Source organism: Flavobacterium aquatile LMG 4008 = ATCC 11947, from assembly GCF_000757385.1.
Classification (GTDB): domain Bacteria; phylum Bacteroidota; class Bacteroidia; order Flavobacteriales; family Flavobacteriaceae; genus Flavobacterium; species Flavobacterium aquatile.
This window is the reverse complement of sequence record NZ_JRHH01000005.1, coordinates 543,113-564,651: the sequence shown is the minus strand read 5'-3', so window position 1 is coordinate 564,651 and position 21,539 is coordinate 543,113. Positions and strand designations below refer to the sequence as shown.

General features: G+C 32.7%; 14 protein-coding genes and 1 pseudogene. 6 read left to right on the top strand and 9 right to left on the bottom strand.

What is annotated here, in order from left to right; translation table 11 throughout:
• Window positions 1–71 precede the first annotated feature (71 nt).
• From LG45_RS14455 to LG45_RS14430, 6 genes are read left to right on the top strand one after another with little or no spacing between them, the layout of a single operon-like run.
• Complete coding sequence (locus LG45_RS14455; protein WP_035128342.1) at window positions 72–602, top strand: hypothetical protein; 531 nt, start codon at window positions 72–74, stop codon at window positions 600–602.
• Window positions 599–1,261 (top strand): YggS family pyridoxal phosphate-dependent enzyme, encoded by a 663-nt coding sequence (locus tag LG45_RS14450; protein ID WP_035128340.1) that lies wholly within the window; start codon window positions 599–601, stop codon window positions 1,259–1,261. The genes LG45_RS14455 and LG45_RS14450 overlap by 4 nt, the downstream gene beginning before the upstream one ends.
• Window positions 1,262–1,305: 44 nt before the next feature.
• Window positions 1,306–2,667 carry an exonuclease domain-containing protein gene (locus tag LG45_RS14445; RefSeq protein ID WP_035128338.1) on the top strand — a complete coding sequence of 454 codons (1,362 nt, stop codon included), beginning with the start codon at window positions 1,306–1,308 and terminating at the stop codon, window positions 2,665–2,667.
• A gap of 15 nt (window positions 2,668–2,682) precedes the next feature.
• Window positions 2,683–3,516 carry an ion transporter gene (locus LG45_RS14440; protein WP_035128336.1) on the top strand — a complete coding sequence of 278 codons (834 nt, stop codon included), beginning with the start codon at window positions 2,683–2,685 and terminating at the stop codon, window positions 3,514–3,516.
• Window positions 3,509–4,435, top strand: a complete 927-nt coding sequence (gene miaA / locus LG45_RS14435) for a tRNA (adenosine(37)-N6)-dimethylallyltransferase MiaA (RefSeq protein WP_035128334.1) — start codon at window positions 3,509–3,511, stop codon at window positions 4,433–4,435. The genes LG45_RS14440 and miaA overlap by 8 nt, the downstream gene beginning before the upstream one ends.
• A 28-nt stretch (window positions 4,436–4,463) precedes the next feature.
• Window positions 4,464–5,195 carry an acyl-[acyl-carrier-protein] thioesterase gene (locus tag LG45_RS14430; RefSeq protein WP_035128332.1) on the top strand — a complete coding sequence of 244 codons (732 nt, stop codon included), beginning with the start codon at window positions 4,464–4,466 and terminating at the stop codon, window positions 5,193–5,195.
• A 201-nt stretch (window positions 5,196–5,396) separates the two neighbouring features.
• On the opposite strand, the gene LG45_RS14425 is transcribed toward LG45_RS14430, so the two are convergent.
• The 9 genes and pseudogenes from LG45_RS14425 to coaBC form a co-directional block, all read right to left on the bottom strand.
• Entirely contained in the window at window positions 5,397–6,101 is a 705-nt protein-coding gene (locus LG45_RS14425; protein ID WP_035128331.1) for a response regulator transcription factor, read from the bottom strand.
• A gap of 7 nt (window positions 6,102–6,108) precedes the next feature.
• The gene (locus LG45_RS14420; RefSeq protein WP_035128329.1) at window positions 6,109–7,695 is read right to left on the bottom strand and encodes a sensor histidine kinase; all 1,587 of its coding nucleotides are present in this window, start codon (window positions 7,693–7,695) and stop codon (window positions 6,109–6,111) included.
• Between the two features lie 71 nt (window positions 7,696–7,766).
• Entirely contained in the window at window positions 7,767–8,342 is a 576-nt protein-coding gene (coaE, locus tag LG45_RS16685; protein WP_262493955.1) for a dephospho-CoA kinase, read from the bottom strand.
• A 147-nt stretch (window positions 8,343–8,489) separates the two neighbouring features.
• A pseudogene (locus tag LG45_RS16680) lies at window positions 8,490–9,485 on the bottom strand (glycosyltransferase family 2 protein); the annotation flags it as partial.
• 85 nt (window positions 9,486–9,570) lie between these two features.
• A complete protein-coding gene (locus LG45_RS14410) occupies window positions 9,571–16,377 on the bottom strand; it encodes a fibronectin type III domain-containing protein (protein WP_081932089.1) in 6,807 nt (2,268 codons plus the stop codon).
• A gap of 141 nt (window positions 16,378–16,518) precedes the next feature.
• A complete protein-coding gene (gene fabV, locus LG45_RS14405; protein ID WP_035128325.1) occupies window positions 16,519–17,709 on the bottom strand; it encodes an enoyl-ACP reductase FabV in 1,191 nt (396 codons plus the stop codon).
• Window positions 17,710–17,773: 64 nt separating this feature from the next.
• The gene (gene recN, locus LG45_RS14400; RefSeq protein WP_035128323.1) at window positions 17,774–19,426 is read right to left on the bottom strand and encodes a DNA repair protein RecN; all 1,653 of its coding nucleotides are present in this window, start codon (window positions 19,424–19,426) and stop codon (window positions 17,774–17,776) included.
• A gap of 21 nt (window positions 19,427–19,447) precedes the next feature.
• The gene (gene porD / locus LG45_RS14395; protein WP_035128321.1) at window positions 19,448–20,335 is read right to left on the bottom strand and encodes a type IX secretion system protein PorD; all 888 of its coding nucleotides are present in this window, start codon (window positions 20,333–20,335) and stop codon (window positions 19,448–19,450) included.
• Complete coding sequence (gene coaBC / locus LG45_RS14390) at window positions 20,328–21,539, bottom strand: bifunctional phosphopantothenoylcysteine decarboxylase/phosphopantothenate--cysteine ligase CoaBC (RefSeq protein ID WP_035128319.1); 1,212 nt, start codon at window positions 21,537–21,539, stop codon at window positions 20,328–20,330. Before coaBC ends, porD begins: the two co-directional genes overlap by 8 nt.

Genomic DNA, 21,539 nt, shown 5'->3' with positions numbered 1-21,539 from the left:
AAAGAGATAAAAGAAAACAGGCACAATTTTGCTATTTAATGCACACTTGAAAATATTTATAAAAAAATATAATGAAAAATATTATTCTATTCCTCTTATTTTCGGTGTCTTCTTTCTCTCAAGATTATTCTCTCACTAAAAAACAAATTGATAGTATCTGTTTGAGATCAAAAGATTTTATTGATCAAAAAACTCCTCTAAAAAAAAGTAAAAAAATTACATTAAAAAATAAACAAATAAAAACTCTTAATGGAACTGGTTCAGAAATAATTAGAATTTTTAAACATTTAGAAAATGACCCAAGAAATATTGTAGAAACTTATGAAATTATTAAAGTTAGCTACGAATATTTAGTAAATTACTCTTTTGGTAATTTTGAATATGTTTTTATCGACATCTATTACAAACAAAATACAGTGGATAGCTTTTTTATCGAGGAAAGATATAAATTAGGGAAAGAAATTAAATCACAACAAGTATTTTTATCACAATCAAATTTAGAAGAAGAAGATTTAACTGATTTTAATTTTTGTAAAAGCTTTAAAGATTGGATTACAGAAAAATCAAAGGAAATTAATACAATTTTTCACAAGAAAACATGAGTCAAATAGCCCAACAAATCAATACTATAAAATCCCAACTTCCAGATCATGTAACTCTTGTAGCGGTTTCTAAAACCAAGCCAGTTGCAGATTTAATGGAAGCCTATAATGCTGGTCAACGCATTTTTGGGGAAAACAAAATCCAGGAAATGACTGATAAATGGGAAGAAATGCCTAAAGATATTCAGTGGCACATGATTGGGCACGTTCAAACGAACAAAGTGAAATTCATGGCAGAATATGTGAGTTTGATTCATGGAGTTGATAGTTTGAAACTATTACAAGAAATCAACAAACAAGCGCAAAAACACAATCGTGTAATTGATTGTTTGCTGCAAATTTACATCGCCGAAGAAGAATCTAAATTTGGTTTGGATGAAGAAGAATTGTCAGATATTCTGAATTCTGATGAATTGAAAAGTATGAACAATATCAAAATTGTTGGTTTAATGGGAATGGCGACATTTACGGATAATCACAACCAAATTAAAAAAGAATTTGATAATTTGAAATCGATTTTCGATAAAAACTGTCATCTAAAAACTGAAAACTGCCAACTGAACACTCTCTCTATGGGAATGTCTGGCGATTATAAACTCGCGATTGAATGCGGAAGTACGATGGTTCGAATAGGAAGTAGTATATTTGGAACAAGATAAAGAAGAAATGACTATTTAATAATCACTAATTACTAATCACTTATTTGTACGCAATACTCGACATAGAAACCACCGGAGGACAATTCAACGAAGAAGGAATTACCGAAATCGCCATCTATAAATTTGATGGTCATGAGGTTGTAGACCAATTTATCAGTTTGGTCAATCCAGAGAAAGAAATTCAGCCGTTTGTGGTTAAACTTACAGGTATCAATAATGCTATGTTACGGTCGGCTCCAAAATTTTATGAAGTTGCCAAACGTATTATAGAAATCACTCAAGATTGCATAGTTGTTGCTCATAATTCCTCATTTGATTATCGAATTTTACGAACAGAATTTAACCGATTGGGTTACGATTTTATTCGTCCTACACTTTGCACAGTTGAGCTGTCGAAAAAATTAATTCCAGGAATGGAATCGTATAGTTTAGGAAAATTAGTTCGAGCACTCGGAATTCCTGTTACCGATAGACATAGAGCTAGCGGCGACGCATTAGCAACCGTAAAATTATTCAAATTAATTCTATCAAAAGATACTGAAAAAGAAATTTTAATCAGTTCTATAAAAGCAGAAATTAAAAGCGGATTATCGCCCAAATTGCTTGATATCGTTGAAAGTTTGCCTAACAAAACCGGGATTTATTACATTCATAATGAGAAAGGTGATTTAATTTACATTGGCAAAAGTAAAAACATAAAAAAGCGTGTTAATCAGCATTTTACTGGTAAAACCAATAAGTGTAAAAAAATTCAAATAGAAGTTTTTGCAGTTACATATGAAGAAACTGGAAGCGAACTAATTGCACTTTTAAAAGAAAGTGAAGAGATAAAAATCAACAAACCGATCTATAACCGAGCGCAACGAAAAAGTATTTTCCAATGGGCTTTGTATGAGGTTTTGGATGAAAATGGTTACCTTAATTTACGCCTTCAAAAAGCAGATGGACGAAAGAAAGAAATTACTGCATTCACCACGATTCAAGAAGGAAAAAATGCATTGTTCAGAATCACTGAAAAATACAATTTATGCCAGAAACTAAACGGCTTGTATGAAACTCAAAACGGCTGTTTTCAATATAAAATAAAAGAATGTAATGGCGCTTGCCTAGGCATAGAATCACCTGAAATCTATAACGAAAGAGTTGAAGAATTCATAAACGAAATGACTTTTAGTAATAATAATATGATTGTTATTGATCGCGGTAGAAAAGTAGATGAACGAAGCGCTGTTCTAATTGAAAACGGAATTTACAAAGGCTACTGTTTTTATGATTTGAATTATCAAATATCGAATATCGAAGTAATGAAAAATATTCTTATTCCGATGCAAAACAATAGAGATACTCGAACAATAATTCAGGGATATTTAAGGAAAAATAGAGTAATGAAAGTACTCAAATTTTAATAAATTTAAAATCCCATGAGAGAAGTTAAATCGAAATTTGATATTTTAAGACAAAAGATTTACATCATTATTTATGGTGCAAATACCTTTGCTGGACGCTTATTTGATTTAATTTTACTTGGCGTAATTCTATTAAGCGTTCTTTTAGTAATGCTAGAATCGGTAGAACGATTGGATGCTCAATACCACGATTTTATTATAATATCCGAGTGGATTATTACTATTTTCTTTACCATTGAATATATTTTAAGAATATTTTCCAATAGAAAACCGTGGAGTTATATTTTTAGTTTCTATGGAATTGTCGATTTAATTTCTATTTTACCAATGTATTTATCGTTTATAATTCCGGGTTCAAGAATGTTATCGGTAATTCGTGCTTTACGATTACTGCGATTATTCGGGATTTTAAATTTAGTTCATTTCACTGGACAAGAATCCAAATTAAAATTAGCAATTAAAGCCAGCCGAACGAAGATTATAGTATTTGTATATTTTATTCTAATTGTATCCATTTTACTTGGTTCAATTATGTACGTAGTTGAAGGAAAAGAAAGCGGATTTACAAGCATTCCCACAAGTATTTATTGGTGTATTGTAACACTAACGACAGTTGGTTATGGCGATATTGCACCAGTTACAACTTTAGGCCAAATTATAGCTTCCTTTATAATGATTATGGGTTACGGAATTATCGCGGTTCCAACAGGAATAGTAACTGCCGAATTTTCTAACATGAAAAATAACATTAAACCAAATGATGGGAAAAAGTGTGTTTCTTGCAAATCAGAAGTAGTAAAAGACGCCTCATTTTGTCATCATTGTGGAGAAAAAATTAGAAATGCATAATTATTTAATTACAATTATTGGTCCAACCGCCATAGGAAAAACTTCCTTGAGTATTGCTTTAGCACAACATTTTGGATGTGATATTATTTCGTGTGACAGTCGACAATTTTTTAAAGAAATGAGAATTGGTACTGCAGTTCCAAGTGATGAAGAATTGGCAAGTGCGAATCATCATTTTATCCAGAATAAATCGATTTTTGAAGAATACACTGTTGGCGATTTTGAGCGTGATGCGATAGCCAAATTAGATGAATTATTTGAAAAAAATAATGTTCAAATTATGGTTGGTGGTTCTGGATTATATGTTGATGCTGTTTTAAAAGGATTTGATGATTTTCCAGAAATTAATTCTACTATTCGTGATGAAGTTCGTGCAAATTATGAACAACTAGGAATAGAATATCTACAAACAATTTTAAAAGAAAAAGATTCAGATTATTTCAATTTACTTTCGTCAAATAATCCACAGACGCTACAAAATCCGCAACGAATGATGCGTTTTGTGGAAGTTTGTTTAGGAAGTAATCAACCCTATTCTTCGTTTTTAAATCAGAAGAAAAATAGCAGAAACTTCACTCCTATAATCATCGGATTGGAAGCCGAAAGACAAGTTATGTACGACCGAATCAACCATCGCGTTGATATAATGATGCACGAAGGTTTGTTGGCAGAAGCCGAAAAGTTGTTTCCAAATAAAGATTTGAATGCCTTACAAACAGTTGGTTACAGAGAATTATTCGAATATTTAGAAGGAAACATTTCTTTGGATTTTGCAATTGAAGAAATCAAGAAAAACACAAGAAGATTTTCTAAACGTCAATTAACATGGTTCAAGCGAACAGAAAATGCAGTTTGGTTTGATTATTTAGTTGATAGAAAAGAAATCATTAATCATATTAATCAGCATATAAAGTCTTAATACTTAATACTCTTATCTTATTACAAAAATGCCAATTTCACCTAACTTCACCTCTATTCTAAACAAAGATTGGGAAATTAATTTTCTACAATGTTATCCTAACGGCTACTTGAAATATACCGAATTGTGTAATTTATTTCAATTGACTGCTGCAACGCATTCTGAAGTTGGCGGTATTAGTTTTAGCGACATGCAAGAATTTCATCAAGCTTGGGTTTTAAGTAAAATGCGCGTTGAGATTAAACGATTACCAAAATGGAAAGATAAAGTAACGGTTAAAACTTGGATAAAATCTTTAGAAAATTCACGTTCTACACGTTGTTTAGAATTGTATGTTGGTGATGAAAAAATTGTAGGTTGCGAAACCTTTTGGGCAGTTTTCAATACCAAAACACGTCGACCTGAAGCTTTGGCTTTGCCTCACGAGCATTTTGAAAAATTTCCAGAAGCAAGTGCCACTGAGAAAAGTTACGCTAAAATAGATTTGCAGAAAGAATTTGAAATAGTTGCAGCGCGAACTGTTTTATTATCTGATTTGGATATTGTTAATCATGCTAATAGTGTGAAATATCTTGAATGGTGTTTGGATTATGTCGATTCAAAGTTGATTTTAAAACAAGAAATTCAAGCATTTGAAATGAATTATTTAAAAGAAGTTTCGCTTAATGAAACCATAGAAATTGGTAAAAACGGAACTGTTTTTACGGTAACTAAAGATGGAAAAGTTTGCTTTGGATTGGAGCTTGAATTGAAAAACTAATGTTCTATTTTCCACTAAAACCCTAGCCCTGATAGTAATGGAAATCCTTTTGTAAAAAAGTCTATTTTTTTCTTGCTATAAAAGAGCGACCATAGAAGCTCCTTTTATGGCTTAGAAAAGAAGACTTATTTACAAAAGATTGTAATGAATAGCAGGAAATAGCTGTAAAAAAAAAGCCCCAATTTCTTGGAGCTTTATGGTTTATTTTTTTACGACTAATCTAAATCCTTCGCCGTGAATATTTAAAATTTCAACGTTTGGATCGTCTTTTAAGTATTTTCTTAATTTGGCGATGTAAACGTCCATACTTCTAGATGTGAAGTAGTTATCGTCTCTCCAAATTTTAGTTAATGCTAATTCTCTAGGCATCAAATCTTCTACGTAAAGTGCTAACATTTTTAGCAATTCGTTTTCTTTTGGTGACAATTTTATTGGTTCGTTACCAGGGAAATTCAAGAAACGCAACTTAGAATTCAAGTGAAATTTCCCAATTTGGAATTCGAATTGAACGTTTTCCGCTTTAGTTTCTGATGATTTTCTTTGCATAATTGCTTTGATTTTCATCAATAAAACTTCTGAATCGAACGGTTTATTAAGATAATCGTCTGCTCCTACTTTATAACCTTTAAGGACGTCTTCTTTCATGGTTTTAGCCGTTAAGAACACGATTGGCACTTCTTTATTTTTCTCACGAATTTCTTTGGCTAATGTGTAACCGTCTTTGTATGGCATCATTACGTCAAGAATACACAAGTCATAAGTATCTTTTTTGAATTTTTCAAAACCTTCCATGCCATTTTTGGCTAAAACAACATCGAAGTCGTTAAGCATTAAATAATCTTTTAAAATGGCACCAAAGTTTTGATCGTCTTCTACCAATAATATTCTTTTGTTTTCTTTTTCCATATTTTTTTTAATTTATCAATGGGACTTTAATAATAAATGTACTTCCTTTTCCTTTTTCGCTTTCAACGAAAACTTGACCGTTATGGTCTTCAACAATTCTTTTTACGTAGGCCAAACCTAAACCATGTCCTTTCACATTGTGTAAATCTCCGGTGTGTTCACGATAGAATTTTTCAAAAATTCGTTTCTGAGCCACTTTACTCATTCCGGTTCCTTGGTCTTTTATTTTTATTACTACGAAATCTTTAATGTTCTCAGTGTATATATCTATAACGGGTGCATCTGGCGAATATTTTATTGCATTGTCTAAAATATTAACAATTACATTAGTAAAATGCACTTCGTTTAACAATACTGTTGTTCTATTGGCATTGAAATTTTTTGTTATTTTTCCGCCTCTATCTTCAATAATTAAATGTACGTGATCTATCGCATCATAGATTATTTGTTGCACATCATACGATTCCTTTGAAATCTCAAGTTCTTTCTTTTCTAATTTAGAAATTCTAAGAACATTTTCTACCTGTGCATGCATTCGCTTATTCTCATCTCGAATCATTTGCAGGTATCGAAAAACTTTTTCTTTATCGTCTATTACTTTAGGGTTCTTTATGGCGTCAAGAGCTAAATTTATTGTGGCTATTGGCGTTTTGAACTCGTGTGTCATATTGTTGATGAAATCGGTTTTAATTTCAGAAATATGACGTTGTTTTATTACTTGATGCAATGCATTGGCGTAAGCAATTATAATTATCAATGTAAAAATTATTGATAACATTGTGATTCCAACAATTTCTCTAAATAAAAATTTCTTCTTTTGAGGAAAATTTACATGAAGATTGTATTTATTGTTATTATCATTATCAATAAAAATTGGAATAGAATAAGTGGAATATTTATCATATTTAAAATGTTCCGACTTAAGTTTTGTTGCTAAACCGTTACTGTAAACATTAAATTCAAAAGGCGTTTTTACTCCGTATTCTTTTAATTCATTAGATAAAAGCGTGTATAAATCTTTTGTTGAAACTCGTTCTTGAATTGGTGTAACAGCAGCAATATCTTTATAAAAAATTTCAAATTGAGCATTTTCTAAAATGGCAACTGCACCTTCTTTACTTATTGTAATTTCTGGATTAATAGATTTATTTATTCCAGAGTTATCAAAAGCATTATTGTTATTAAAGATTTCTGTTTTTCGTTTTGCAGAAAATCCTTTTACTTTAGAACTATCTGCATTTTTATCAATGAACTTTGAAAATATATCATAATTATCTGAAATGATGCTATTAGAATATATTATTGTTTCGTTAGTTTTAGAATTCCGTTGGTAATATCCATATTCTAATAAATCTTCCTTTTGCGGAGGTTTACCAGTGCTTTCTTTTACCTTATTGTATTTATTATAAAAAGCATATTGCTCTTTTTTTTGCAATTTTTCTGCTACATTTCCTAAAACTTGCTTGACGTGAAATTTGAATTCGTCTTCACTTTTTTCTAATGAGGAATTAAACCAGTACACTTGTACGAAAATGATACCCAATAAGGATATGCTCATTAAGAATACTAAAAGGCGAAAAACAAACTTATTCATCACAACAAAATTAGCATTTTAACATATATTCTGTTAATGCATTAACCAAACATTAACATTGAGGCCATTTATTATTTATTTTTCAATAAAATAAGAATTTTATCAACTTGTTTTTTAGTTTCTTCGAAATTCTCATTCATAATCACATATTGACTTCTTGCAATTCGCTCATCATCAGATAATTGATTATTTATTCTTTGAAGTATTTTTTCTCTTGTAGAATTATCTCTCTTTAAAACTCTAGCAATTCTAGTTTCCAATGGAGCCGAAACTGTAATAATTTGGTCACAATCTTTATAACTTCCACTTTCAAATAAAATGGCAGTTTCTTTAACAATAATTGGAACATCCTTATTTTGTATAATCCAATTATCAAAATGTTTTTTCACGGCCGGATGCACAATTGCATTTAATTGTTTTAACTTTTCTGGATTGTTAAAAACGATTTCGGCTAACTTATCTCGATTTAACAAATTATTCAAATCAAGAACTTCCTTACCGAAAACTTCAGCAATTTTAAGAACAATATCGGGAAACTCCATTACTTTTTTGGCTTCGATATCTGAAACATAAACCGGAACTCCTTTCGATTGAAGGTAATTTGCAATTGTAGTTTTTCCGCTTCCTATTCCGCCGGTTAAACCAATGATTTTAGTTTTTTTGGCAATAGGTTCAACAATATTTTGAATTGGTGTAACAATCTTATCGATAGCTTTTTCAAATGTCTTTTGTATTGGAAGTTCGGATGTTTTTTCAAATGATAATTTTTCTGAAAGAATTTCTTGAGAAGAATTTACTTTAAAAAATAGTTCGGGAAATGCATCTTGTGGTTTTTTTCGTAGAATGTTAATTTTGAAAAAGGAGTTTAAAAATCCGAATCCATAACCGAAAAATTGTTTCCAAACGGCGACAATTGACAACAATCCAATAAGAGGATTTCTATTTTGAATACTAGAAACAACGAAAATTATAACGAAGTATAGAAAATATAACTTTAAACCCCAATCAAATAAAATAAAAAGTAGTAAAGCCGAAATTATAAATCCAATTACAAATAACGCAGGAAACCAATAAGTGATTTTTTTGTATTCGGGATACCAATGATTTAAAATTGGTCTTGCCTTTCCAAATTTTGATACTTGCAGGCTAAATTTATCCCAATCAATTCTTCTTTTATGATAAACAAAAGCTGATTTAAACAACCGTGTCTCATAACCTAATTTCCACAATCTAATGGATAAATCTGGATCTTCACCAGGATGAATATTTCCAAAACCATTTGATGCCTCAAAAGCTTTTTTAGAAATTCCCATATTAAAACTTCTAGGTTGAAATTTATCGATTTTCTCAGATCCGCCACGAATTCCTCCGGTAGTTAGAAATGAGGTCATTGCAAAATTTATTGCTTTCTGAATGTTAGAAAATGATTTTAATGCTTTGTCTGGACCTCCAAAACAGTCAACATATTTTAGGTTTAGCTCTTTTTCAACTTCAGATAAATAGTGGTTAGGAATAATACAATCTGAATCAAATATTATGAAATAATCTCCTTTTGCATTTCGCATTCCAAAATTTCTAGAATCACCTGGCCCTGAATTTGCTTTAAAATAGTAAGATATAGAGAGTTTATCAGAAAAAGTTTTAACTACTTCTTTACAAGTTACAGTAGATCCATCCTCAACAATTACAATCTCATAATTGTTTTTATAGGTTGATTGCAGTAAGCTTTCTAGTAATTCTTTTATTTCGTCTGGTCTATTATAGACTGGAATAATTATTGAAAAAAACATCTGAAAAAATTTTAACAAATATACTCTTTCTATAAAAGAAAAGTCCCGCCTAAGCGGGACTTTTTATAAATAAAATTAATTAAAATTATTGTTTGATAACTTTAATAGTTTTCACTTTATCATTAGCAGTAACTTTTACTAAATAAGTTCCAGATGGAAGATTAGACATGTCAACTTGAGCTAGAGTAGCATCCATTGAGCTTGTTTTAACTTCTTGTCCTAGTAAATTAATTACTTGAACTTTAGTAATGTTTTCTGTGTAAGATAAGTTTAACACATCGTTTACAGGGTTTGGATAGAATGCAAAGTTAGCATCATCAAATGAATCATTTGCTAAATTTTGTGTTATTCCAATTGTGAACGGTCCTTCTGGACTATTTGTAAATCCACTATAATGTCCTACGTTAATGTAGTACGTTGTACCAATAGTTGATGCAGCAATTGTGTAAGTTTCAGAACCACTTGTTCCGCCTGCATCTGCAGATCCAACACAAGTAAATGTCCCACATGAACCTGTATAAACATCAACTTGAGGATCCCAACCAACAACAGCAGTTATATTAACAACAATATCGTTACCATTTCCAACAACAGTGTACCAAACACCATCATTCATAGTATTAGCAGTACAAGCATTTATAAATCCAGCATTGTTTGTTGCAGCAGTAGCATCTTGTGTGTTTGTGTAAGGAATAGCACCTATCAAAAATGCATTAGCACAAGCATCATTTGCTGGAACTGCTGGTAACGTAGCCACACAAACATCAAATGTTGTAGTTTGTCCAGCTGTATCTGTATAAGAGTAAACTCTAATGTAGTATGTTTGACCAATAGTTAAACCTGCAGGAGTACTTGTATTTGGATCTGAACAAGTTCCTGGAACCAAAGCTAAAGTTGCACAATCAGCTCCTGTCCATAATGAATGGAACAAGTCAGATGTACTACCTAAAACATTAGTTAAACTTATTTGGTGTGAAGTTGCAGTTGCAACAAATGAGAACCAAACATCATCATCTTCAGTACCAGAGCAAGCAGCAGCATCAGTTGTTGAAGCTGTTGCTCCAACTAAAGTACCAGCTGTAACAGCAGTACAAGTTAAAGTAGGATTAACAGTTACTGAATAAGCACCAGAACAGTTGTCATTAGCTGGAGCTGGTGGTGGTGTTACTGTTAACACTCCACTGTTGTAAACAGTACCATTCCAGAAATTACCATTGTTTGATGAATCAATTCCTCCATATACATAAGCACCAGAATTTAATCTAAATCTTGTTGCATAATAGTATGTTCCTGGAAGTAAGGTAGCTCCAATTGTAGCTTGATACTCATCATTATTCGAAACATTACCAGAATTCCAAGTTGCAGGAACCCATGTTGTCCATGTATTTGGATTTGTATTACTTCCTATTGGACTAATACCAACCCATGCAATAATACCAGGAGCTTGTCCTGTAATATTTGGAGCAACATCAGTTAATCCACCTTCGTAAATTTGACCATAAACAACACCTGATCCACCTTGAACAATTGTCAATGTAGCTGGAAATTGTAAGTTAGCATAATCTGGAGAGTCTGTAGTAATAGTTCCACAAGTAACTCTTTTAATTCTACATACGTCTTCTTCTAAACAGCCAGCAATATGTGTATAGAAACGAATATCACCTGTTACGGTAGATACCCAAGTTAAAGAACCTGTACCAGTTGCTACAGAAGTAACACCAGCATCAGCACTTAAAGTAATTATATCAGTTACAACTGAGCTACTAAAAGTATAAGTTTGACCTGATACAACAGCTACAACAGAGTATTCACTTGCATAACCACAAGTAGTAATATCTTGAACTATATAACCATCACAGTTTGCAGATGGGTTAAAAGTAGTAGCTGGCCATTGACCGTTTGCAGCAGTTAAACATGGAGCTGGACTACAATCTAACGTAGTTGTAATTGCAAGTCTTGGACTTTCACAAGTTCCATCAGTTGAAGCTACGTAATATGTTGTTGCTGTAACAAGAGTAGTTGTAGGTAAAACATTTCCAGCTGTTGGAGCATCATACCATACTAAATTAGTACCAGTTACAACTAAATCTGATAAATCATCATTATCTGTATTACAGAAAGTTTGAGAAGAAGCACCAGTTGGAGTTGCAGGAATTGCAGTAACAGTTGCTGTTACAGCTAATCTATCACCATTAACACAAGTAGTTAAATCTTGAGATGCATAATAAATAGTTCCAGAAACAATAGCAGTTGTACTTGGTAAAACGTTTCCTGCAGTAGCAGCGTCATGCCATACAATTGAACTTCCTGTTACCACTAAATCTGCCAAAGTACCACTACCGCAAACTGTTTGAGCAGCATTTCCAGTTGGAGCTGGACATGTTGGTGGTGCAATTACATTAACTGTAAAATCTACAATTTCACCAAAACTACCACTATAACAAGGATTAGCAGGTGCTTGTAATGCATCAGTTGATACAATTCTCATTCTATGACTTCCGATAGGAGCTGTTGGAGATAGTGTGAATGATGCATTTTGCACATTTGGACTTACTGCACTTGATGCTCCAGTAAATACTATCTCAGTAGAATCAAAATTATAATCATTATTAAAATCAATCCAAACAACAGTATTGTAGTCATAAATTGAAGTATTTAATGAAATCTGTAAATTATTCAATAAACCCTGATTTAAATCAACTAGTGTTGCAGTATGATCATTATACACAGGAGAAGTTGCTACTGTATTTGGGAAATTTGTTGTTCCAAGTTGTACATTAGTAATACCAGTCCCATCTACTGAAGTAGGTGCAGCTGTACAATAACATCCTGTAGCAGCAGTTGAAAATGATTGCTCAATACATCCTGTAGCATTTCCTATTGTATTGTAAGGAATAACTGTGTAATAATAAGTTGTACCAACATTAGGTGCCGCTAAATTGTAAGTTAAGGCAGAACCTAAATCTACATTATTACCAATATTTGTACCTCCAATTGTGGTACCAACATTAATTCTGTAACCATTTGCAGTTGGTGTCGCATCCCATGAGATAGATATTGGGAAATTTCCACATCCTGCTGGTTGACTAGCTACTACGTTAGTTGCACATCCTGGCACAGCAACAGCTGGAAGATCTACCTTAAAGTTGTCGACAAAGAAATCCCAGTCAGTTGTAGAAGCTATAGAACCTTCGTCTGCACGGAAAGCAAACAACACGTTTGGAGATGTAACTGTTGTAATATTATATACTTTAGTAGTAGAAACATTTGATGGTGTATTTGCCGCATTGAACAACTCTAAAGAAGTCCAAGTTACTCCTCCATCAACTGACATTAAAAAGTCAATTTTATCATCAGCATCAAGTACTGCTGGATCTGCATTAAAATAATCAGTTGCTCCAACATCATATTTAACTTGATAACCACCAGCTGATAAATTAAAGATTGGAGATATTATCCAACCAATTCTTGCATCTTGATATAAATTAGCAACAATACCTTGACCAAGTGCTGCTGTATTTAAGTAAGTTCTACTAAACCAATATCCAGCTCCAGTTCCAGTTGGACCTGTTGCAATTGTACCAGCATCTGCTGTTCTCCAACATAAAGGTAGAAAAGTAGCAAAATCTTGAGTGTATGTAGGTGTAAAAGCCGCACATAAAGTTGTAAAAGTTCCAGAAATAGAGCTTGAACTTGTTACTGGGCCAGCACAAATAGATCTTACATAATATTGATATGTTGTAGAAGATGCTAAAGAAGTTATAGTGAAAGGATTCGTCGCAGCAGGAACAATTGTACCTGTACCTACTGTGAAACCTGGAGCACCATATTCAATTTCCCAAGAAACATCAGTTGGATTACCTGTCCAAGCTATTGAAGCTGAAGTAGAGGTAACAGCACTTGAAGATACACCTGTTGGATTAGCACATGCTGGAATTAATTCCCAAGCAACATCATCAATGTAAAAAGTTGAAGATGCACCAGTAAAGCCAACATTTTTTAAAGCCAATGTGTTTACACCTGCTGGAACTCCAGTTGGATAAACAACATATTCTTGTGTATTAGCAATAACAGTTCCTGCAATTGTAAACGTTTGTAAAGCTACAAAACTTGATACATCAGCTGAATTAGTCATATACCCTACAATCAAATCTCTTGGAGAAGTTGTAGCATAAGCTTTAAATCTTAATCTGTTAGTTCCTGCTTGTAAATTTGAAACTGGAGGCATGATAGCATATCCATCTGCACCAGAAGTAGCAAACATATATAAACGGTTGCTAGGTGACATTGGTGTAGTCGCTCCTGTAGTAATGTATGTTGATGTAGAAGAACCTGCTCTACTCCAACAATCTGGTAAACTATTAGTACCTGATGGCCAAGTATCAAAATTTTCTGTAAAAGTCATTACATCATTACATAATGTTTTGAATGTGAATGGTCCTGACCAAGAACTGAATTCAGGTCCTGGACATTCTCCTCTAACATAATATTGATAAGTTGTATTAGCAGCTAATCCTGTAAGTGTATAAGGATTTGTTGTTACTGGAGAAACAGTTGTTCCAGTACCAAGTGTAAATCCATTTGCTCCATATTGTACTTGCCATTGAGTCTCCCCACCGCCATTTGCCCAACTTAATTGAGCAGTTGAGTTAGTGACAGACAATACATTTAATGCAGTTGGCTCAACACAAGTAGAATTGAATTCCCATTTTATATCATCAATATATACTGTAGTAGCTGTGCCAGGTACTAATGCAAATACTAAATTTGTTATACCTGGAACCATACCTAAATAAGGAATTACTGTAAATTCTGTTGCTGTAGTAGCAGCAGTACTTGGTAGATCAATTTCTTCAATAAATACAAAAGTACTTACATCTGCTGGATTTGTAAAATATCCAACTCTTAATTTTTTAGCAGCTGCAGTTGCATAAGCTTTAAACTTTAAACGATGCGTTTCTGCTTGTAAATTTGTTACTGGAGGTAATGTAGCAAAAGCAGTAGTAGTTGCAGAAATATTCATGTACAATCTGTTTGCAGGTGACATTGGAGCCACACTACCAGTAGTATTATAAACATTGGCAGAAGTTCCAGATCTTGACCAGCAAGCTGGTAAAAAAGCTGTTCCTGTAGGAGTAGTCTCGAATGTTTCAACAAAATCTGTAACTCCAACACATAAAGTTCTAAAAGTATATGGACCAGACCATGAACTATAGATTGTACCCGTACAAACACCTCTAACATAATATTGATATGAAGTATCAGTAGTTAATCCTGATAATAAATAAGGATTAGTTGTAACTCCAGGAACTATTGTTCCAGATCCAAAAGTAAAACCTGTAAGTCCATATTGAACTTCCCATTCAGTTTCAGGACCACCATTAACCCATGACAATTGAGCACTATTACTTGTAATAGATGCTGTACTTAAAGCTGTAGGTTCTACACAAGAAGAGTTAACTTCCCATTTAACATCATCTATGTAAACAGTAGTTGCTGAACCTGCTATAAGACCAAATACCAATCTAGAAACTCCAGCTGGTATAGCGGTTGGTATCGCTGTAAACTCTAACGCTGTTGTAGCCGCTGTACTAGGTAAGTCAAATTCTTGAATTAAAACAAAAGTAGTAGCATCAGCTGGATTTGTAAAATATCCAACTTGCACTTTTTTTGAAGCTGCTGTTGCATACGCTTTAAACTTTAACTTGTGCGTTGCTGCTTGTAAGTTAGTTACAGGAGGCATTAATGCATAAGCAGTAGTAGTTGCAGAAATATTCATGTACAATCTGTTTGCAGGAGACATTGGCGCCACACTACCAGTAGTTGTATAAACATTTGCAGACGTACCTGTTCTATCCCAACATGATGGTAAGTTACCAAGACCTGTTGTAGAAGTGTCAAAAGTTTGAATAAAATCAGTAACACCTACGCACAATGTAATAAATGAACCTGTAGCTGTCCAAACTCCAAATTCAGACCCACAATTAGATCTAGTAAATACATAATATACTGTGTTTGGAGTTAATCCAGTCACTGCAACAGAATTGGTTGCAGACACTGTACCAGCACCTGTAGGAGCAACATTTGTTGTAGAATAAAAGTACTCATAACCAGAAGAAGGAACAACTGAAGGAATACCCCAAGTTAATGTAGCACTACTACTAGTAATATCAGTTGTTGTTAATGTCACCGGACTAGGACACGTTGGAGGAGTCCAAGTGTAAGTCGTTCCAGCTGTAATAGCAGCTGTGTTATCAACTTTAAAAGTTGCATTTGAATTAGTATTTGTAACAACATCAACAGTATTAAAAAGTGTTGCCGAAGTTGCTAAACCTACTGTAGCTCCAGTTGTAGGAGTATTTACAAGCATACCTGAACCGTAGACAAACTCAATAGTATTTGAGGTCTCATTCAATATGCATTGAAATTTTGCATTAGCATCTCCTGTTGTGTTTCTTGGAATAGTAACAAACCATTCAATAATAAGCTTTCGATTTGGAGCTGTACCTGTAAGTACATAATGAACCTTTCCGCCACCAGCTGCTGAACCTGTCGCTAAATCATCCCAATATGGCATAATTGCTGGCGATGAAAGAGCAACATTAGCTGTTGTATTAGTCCACTGAGTCGTTACCGCGGTAGCTCCTAAGCGAACTAGTCCATTTGCATTAGCAGAGAACTGAGTATAATCTGTTCCTGCATAATTAAAAGTAAATCCTATACTTGTTACAGCCGACGCACCATCATCTGAAGCAGATGCGACTAGTTGCGTTGATCCAGTCATAGGGTCTAAAACCCCTGATGTTCCAGCTGTAAATGAATAAGAATTTACTTGCGCGTTTATTTGCATACACATAAAGAGTGCAAATAACCATAAAGTAATTTTTTTCATAAAAAAATGAAGTTTAAGTTAATAAGCGATAAATATATAAATAAATAAAAAAAACTCGCTAAAAAGCGAGTTTTTTTTATTAACATTTTTTTAATGAAATTTATTTCCTAGTATAAAAAAATATTTATAATGAATACTTTATTAATTTATACTATCAACCATAACCATCTCATTTGCATCGGCATCATAATCAACTCCACTAAAGCCAAAACCAAATAAATTTAAAAAGTCTTGTTTATATCCAGCTAAATCTCCAATTTGTGGCAACGTTTCCGTAGTTGCTTCTTGCCAAAGTTTTGCAACTTGCTCTTGTACATCGGCACGCATTTCCCAATCATCAATTCTAATTCTACCATTTTCATCTGTAGGAATTTCGCCTCCATTGTAAAGTCTTTGGCTATACAACCTTTGGATTTGCTCAATACAACCTTCATGAATTCCATCCGCTTTCATAATTTTGTATAAAAGTGATATATATAAAGGTATAACTGGAATTGCAGAACTTGCTTGTGTTACCAATGCTTTATTTACAGAAACATATGCTTTTCCGTTAATATCTTTTAAACTATCTGTTATTGTAAATGCTGTTGCTTCTAGATGATCTTTCGCTCTACCAATAGTTCCTTTTCTATAAACCGCTTCTGTAACTGCTGGTCCAATATAAGAATAGGCAATAGTTGTTGCTCCGGCTGCCAATAAATTTTCTGCTTTTAAAGCATCAATCCACATAGTCCAATCCTCGCCACCCATGACCACAACTGTATTATCTATGTCCTCTTGATTTGCTGGTTCAATAGAAACTTCGGTCACATTCCCTGTATGAAAATCAACTGTTTTATTGGTGAAAGTTCCGCCGATTGGTTTTAATGTTGAGCGATGTAAAACACCAGTTTCTGGATGCATACGAACTGGCGACGCTAAACTGTAAATTATCAAATCAATCTGACCTAAATCGGCTTTAATCATATCGATAGTTTGTTGCTTTACCTCTTTAGAAAACGCATCTCCATTGATACTTTTTGCATACAAACCTGCTTTATGTGCTTCATTTTCAAAAGCTGCAGAATTATACCAACCAGGTGAAGCCGTCTTTCCTTCTGTTGGCGGTTTTTCGAAGAAAACTCCAATTGTTGATGCATTACAACCAAAAGCACTTGATATTCTTGATGCCAAACCAAAACCTGTTGATGCACCAATTACTAAAACTCGTTTAGCACCATCAATTGATCCTTTTGATTTTACGTAATCAATTTGATTTTTTACGTTTTGTTCGCAACCTTTTGGATGTGCTGTTAAGCAAATAAAGCCACGCATTCTTGGTTCTATAATCATAACTTTGTATTTATTATGTTTTATTTATTTGTGTAGTTTGTTCAAACAAAGATAATTCTATTTTTTAGTTAAGCAATTCCTTCGCATGATTTAAAGCCGAATCTGAAATGGTAGAACCCGATAACATTTGCGCAATTTCTATAACTCGCTCATCGTTAGACAGTAATTTCAATTCCGATTGTGTTTGATTTTCTTTAATTACTTTGTAGACTTTAAAGTGATCTTTTCCTTTTCCAGCAATTTGCGGCAAATGTGTGATAGCAAAAACTTGCATGTTTTCACTCATTGATTTCATAATTTCACCCATTTTATGAGCGATTTCTCCAGAAACTCCTGTATCAATTTCGTCAAATATAATTGTAGGTAATTTAGAATATTGTGATAATACCGATTTTACTGCCAACATAATTCGAGACATTTCTCCACCGGAAGCTACTTTTTTTAACAAACCAAAATCGGAACCTTTATTGGCTGAAAACAAAAACTGAATTTCGTCTTTTCCATTCGAATAAAACTCTTCTTTTACAGTAAGCTGAATATTAAATCTAGCATTAGCCATTCCTAATTGTTCGAGAATTGCAGCTAATTTATCGGTCAACACTGGAACTGCTTCTGCCCTATTTTTATGAATTTTTAATGCAATTTCATTAAGTTGTACTTCAATTTCTTGAATGAACTTTTCTATTGTTGCTATTTCTGATTCTAATGTGGTAACCGAAACAACTTTATTATCTAAATCATTTTGAATTGATAACAATTCATCAACAGAATTCACTTGATGTTTTTTCTGTAAAGTGTAAATAAATTGTAACTTTTGGTTTATCAAATCTAACTCTTCAGGATCGGAAAAAAGATTTTCAGATAATTGAGAAAGTTCTTTTTCTACATCATCAAATTCGATTAAAACACTTGAAATTCGTTCGAACAACTGATTGTATTCTGGTGAAAAATTGGCTATTTTTTGAAATGAAAGTTTAATTTCTTTCAGATTTTCCAAAACACCAATCTGCTCTTCATTTGCTAAAGCAAGCGATTTTACAAGATTTTCTTTTATAAATTCAACATTATTTAGCTTTTCATATTGAACTTCTAGTTCTTCTTGTTCTCCCGATTTCAAATTTGCCGAAAGCAATTCTTCCAATAAAAACGTATTGTAATCTTGTTCTTTTAAAACCGACTGAAGTAACTCAGATTTCGATTTTAAATTTGATTTGGACTTTTTATATTCCTTCAATTTAAAAGAATAGTCCGATATCAAATCAAAATTGGATGCCACCGAATCTATAATTTGAAATTGAACACCATCATCAGATAATTCTTGCGTCTGATGTTGCGAGTGAATATCGATTAAATAATTACTTAAATCTTGTAATTCATTTAAGTTAACAGGCGTATCGTTTATAAAAGCTCTAGATTTTCCAGAAGGCAAAATTTCTCTTCGAATTATGGTTTCGTCTTCATAATCAAGATCATTGGCTTCGAAAAAAGACTTTAAATTGTAATTTTTAATTTGAAAATGTGCTTCAATAATGCACTTTTCTTCCTTATTTTTTAAAGAATTTAAGTCGGCTCGTTTACCAAGAACCAATCCTAAAGCTCCAAGAAGTATTGATTTTCCTGCTCCAGTTTCACCAGTAATTACAGAGAATCCATCAGAAAAACTGACTGATAATTTTTCAATCAATGCAAAGTTTTCAATAGATAAAGATGTAATCATTTTTTAAATTTAATAGAAAAATTAAAATTTAACTTGTGACCATTTACTAGAATTAGTTGGAGAAATTTTATTCAAATTATCAACTAAATCTGCTACTGGAATTGATGGACCACCAGTATATATAGCAACAATTTCATCTACTTTTGCATCAAAGAAAGTACGCGCTAAATAGGAATTTGGTCTAACAGTATTTAGTTTATAAATATTCATTAATGCGTTTTTGATAGCACCTTTAGCCAATTTTAAATCTTTATGCATCATATCGATTCCATCAAAATGATAAGAATATAAAGTTTCACGATAAGCTACCATTGCTGGTGATAAAATATCATTTATAAGAAAAAATCTATTTTGGTTTTTTTCAGCTTGAGTCCATCCTTTATAACCACTTTGCGCTGCTTGATTAACGATATCTTGCGCTATTTGAAAATAAGGACTTCCACCTTTAGGAGAAAATGTATCGGCATCAGTACCAATAATTAGATAACTATAATAGGCTAAAACAGAAATTAAATTGGTATCAAATGAATTTGGATTATAAATCATATTTTCAAACTCTACATATCTAAAATTAAATTCTTTATCATTTATATTAATCACTGGAGATGAATAAGTAGAATTGAAAGCAGGCCGTGAAGATTGCACTTGAATTGTTGCTCCGAATTGATTTGAATCATAAGAATTTATAATGATGTACATCGAACAATTAATTTTTTCTCTTTGCGAGTACGATTGCTCTGTCCAAACTGTTTTATTCACAAAATCATTCAATGATATCTGAAGATTTTTGAATATTTGAACATTTGCATTAGTGATTTTGTCATAATTAACTGTAACCGTACAATTTAACTCTTGACCTTTTGCGAATGCAATTATAAATAGAAATGAAACTAAAAAAAATTTACGCATGGTAATGTTCTATTACTTTGTTAATTATGTCTTGTGCAACTTCTTCTTTAGACTTTAAATCCATTGGCTCAATAGTGAAATTAGAATCTATAAAGGTAATTTTGTTGGTTGGCTTCCCAAATCCTGCACCTTCATCTTGAAGCGAATTTAAAACTATCAAATCTAAGTTTTTTTTCTGAATTTTCAACTTCGCATTTTCAATTTCGTTTTCGGTTTCTAAAGCAAAACCAATTAAAAACTGATTTTTCTTAATTTCGCCTAATGACGCTAAAATATCTTTTGTCTTTTCTAACTCAATTGAAAAACAAGTATCGCTTTTTTTAATTTTCTGATCAGCAACAACTTTGGGTCTGTAATCAGCAACAGCGGCAGCTGCAATAGCAACGTCAACATCTTTATAATATTGATGACAAGTATCATACATTTCTTGTGCTGAAACTACTTTAATCAAATTTATAAAATCATTTTTAACTTTAAAATGAGTTGGACCAGATACTAAAATCACCTCTGCACCTAAACTGGCAGCACAATTTGCAATATCAAAACCCATTTTTCCAGAAGAATGATTACCTATAAAACGCACAGGATCTATTGCTTCGTATGTAGGACCAGCGGTAATTAGTATTTTTTTTCCTTTTAGAGGTAATTTACTCTCTAAATCGGCTTCTAGAAAGGCGATTATATTTTCTGGTTCTGCCATTCGTCCTTCACCAGATAAACCGCTTGCAAGTTCACCCGATTCAGCTGGAATTATAGTATTTCCAAATTGACGTAAAGCATTAAATGAGGCAATTGTAGAAGGATGTTTGTACATATCTAAATCCATTGCAGGTGCAAAATAAATCGGACATTTCGCCGATAGATACGTAGCTATTAATAGATTATCGCAATTTCCGTTTACCATTTTAGACATGGTATTGGCAGTTGCTGGTGCAATAACCATTAGGTCTGCCCATAATCCAATTTCAACGTGATTATTCCATTGCGCGTTCTCATCTTCTTCATTATAAAAAGAAGAATGAACTGGGTTTTTAGATAGCGTAGATAAGGTTAATGGCGTTACAAAATCCTTAGAAGCAGGTGTCATTATCACTTGGACATGTGCACCTGCTTTTATAAAGAGTCTTACTAAAGTTGCTGTTTTATATGCGGCAATTCCACCAGAAACACCTAGCACTATTTTTTTTCCGCTTAAAACTGACAT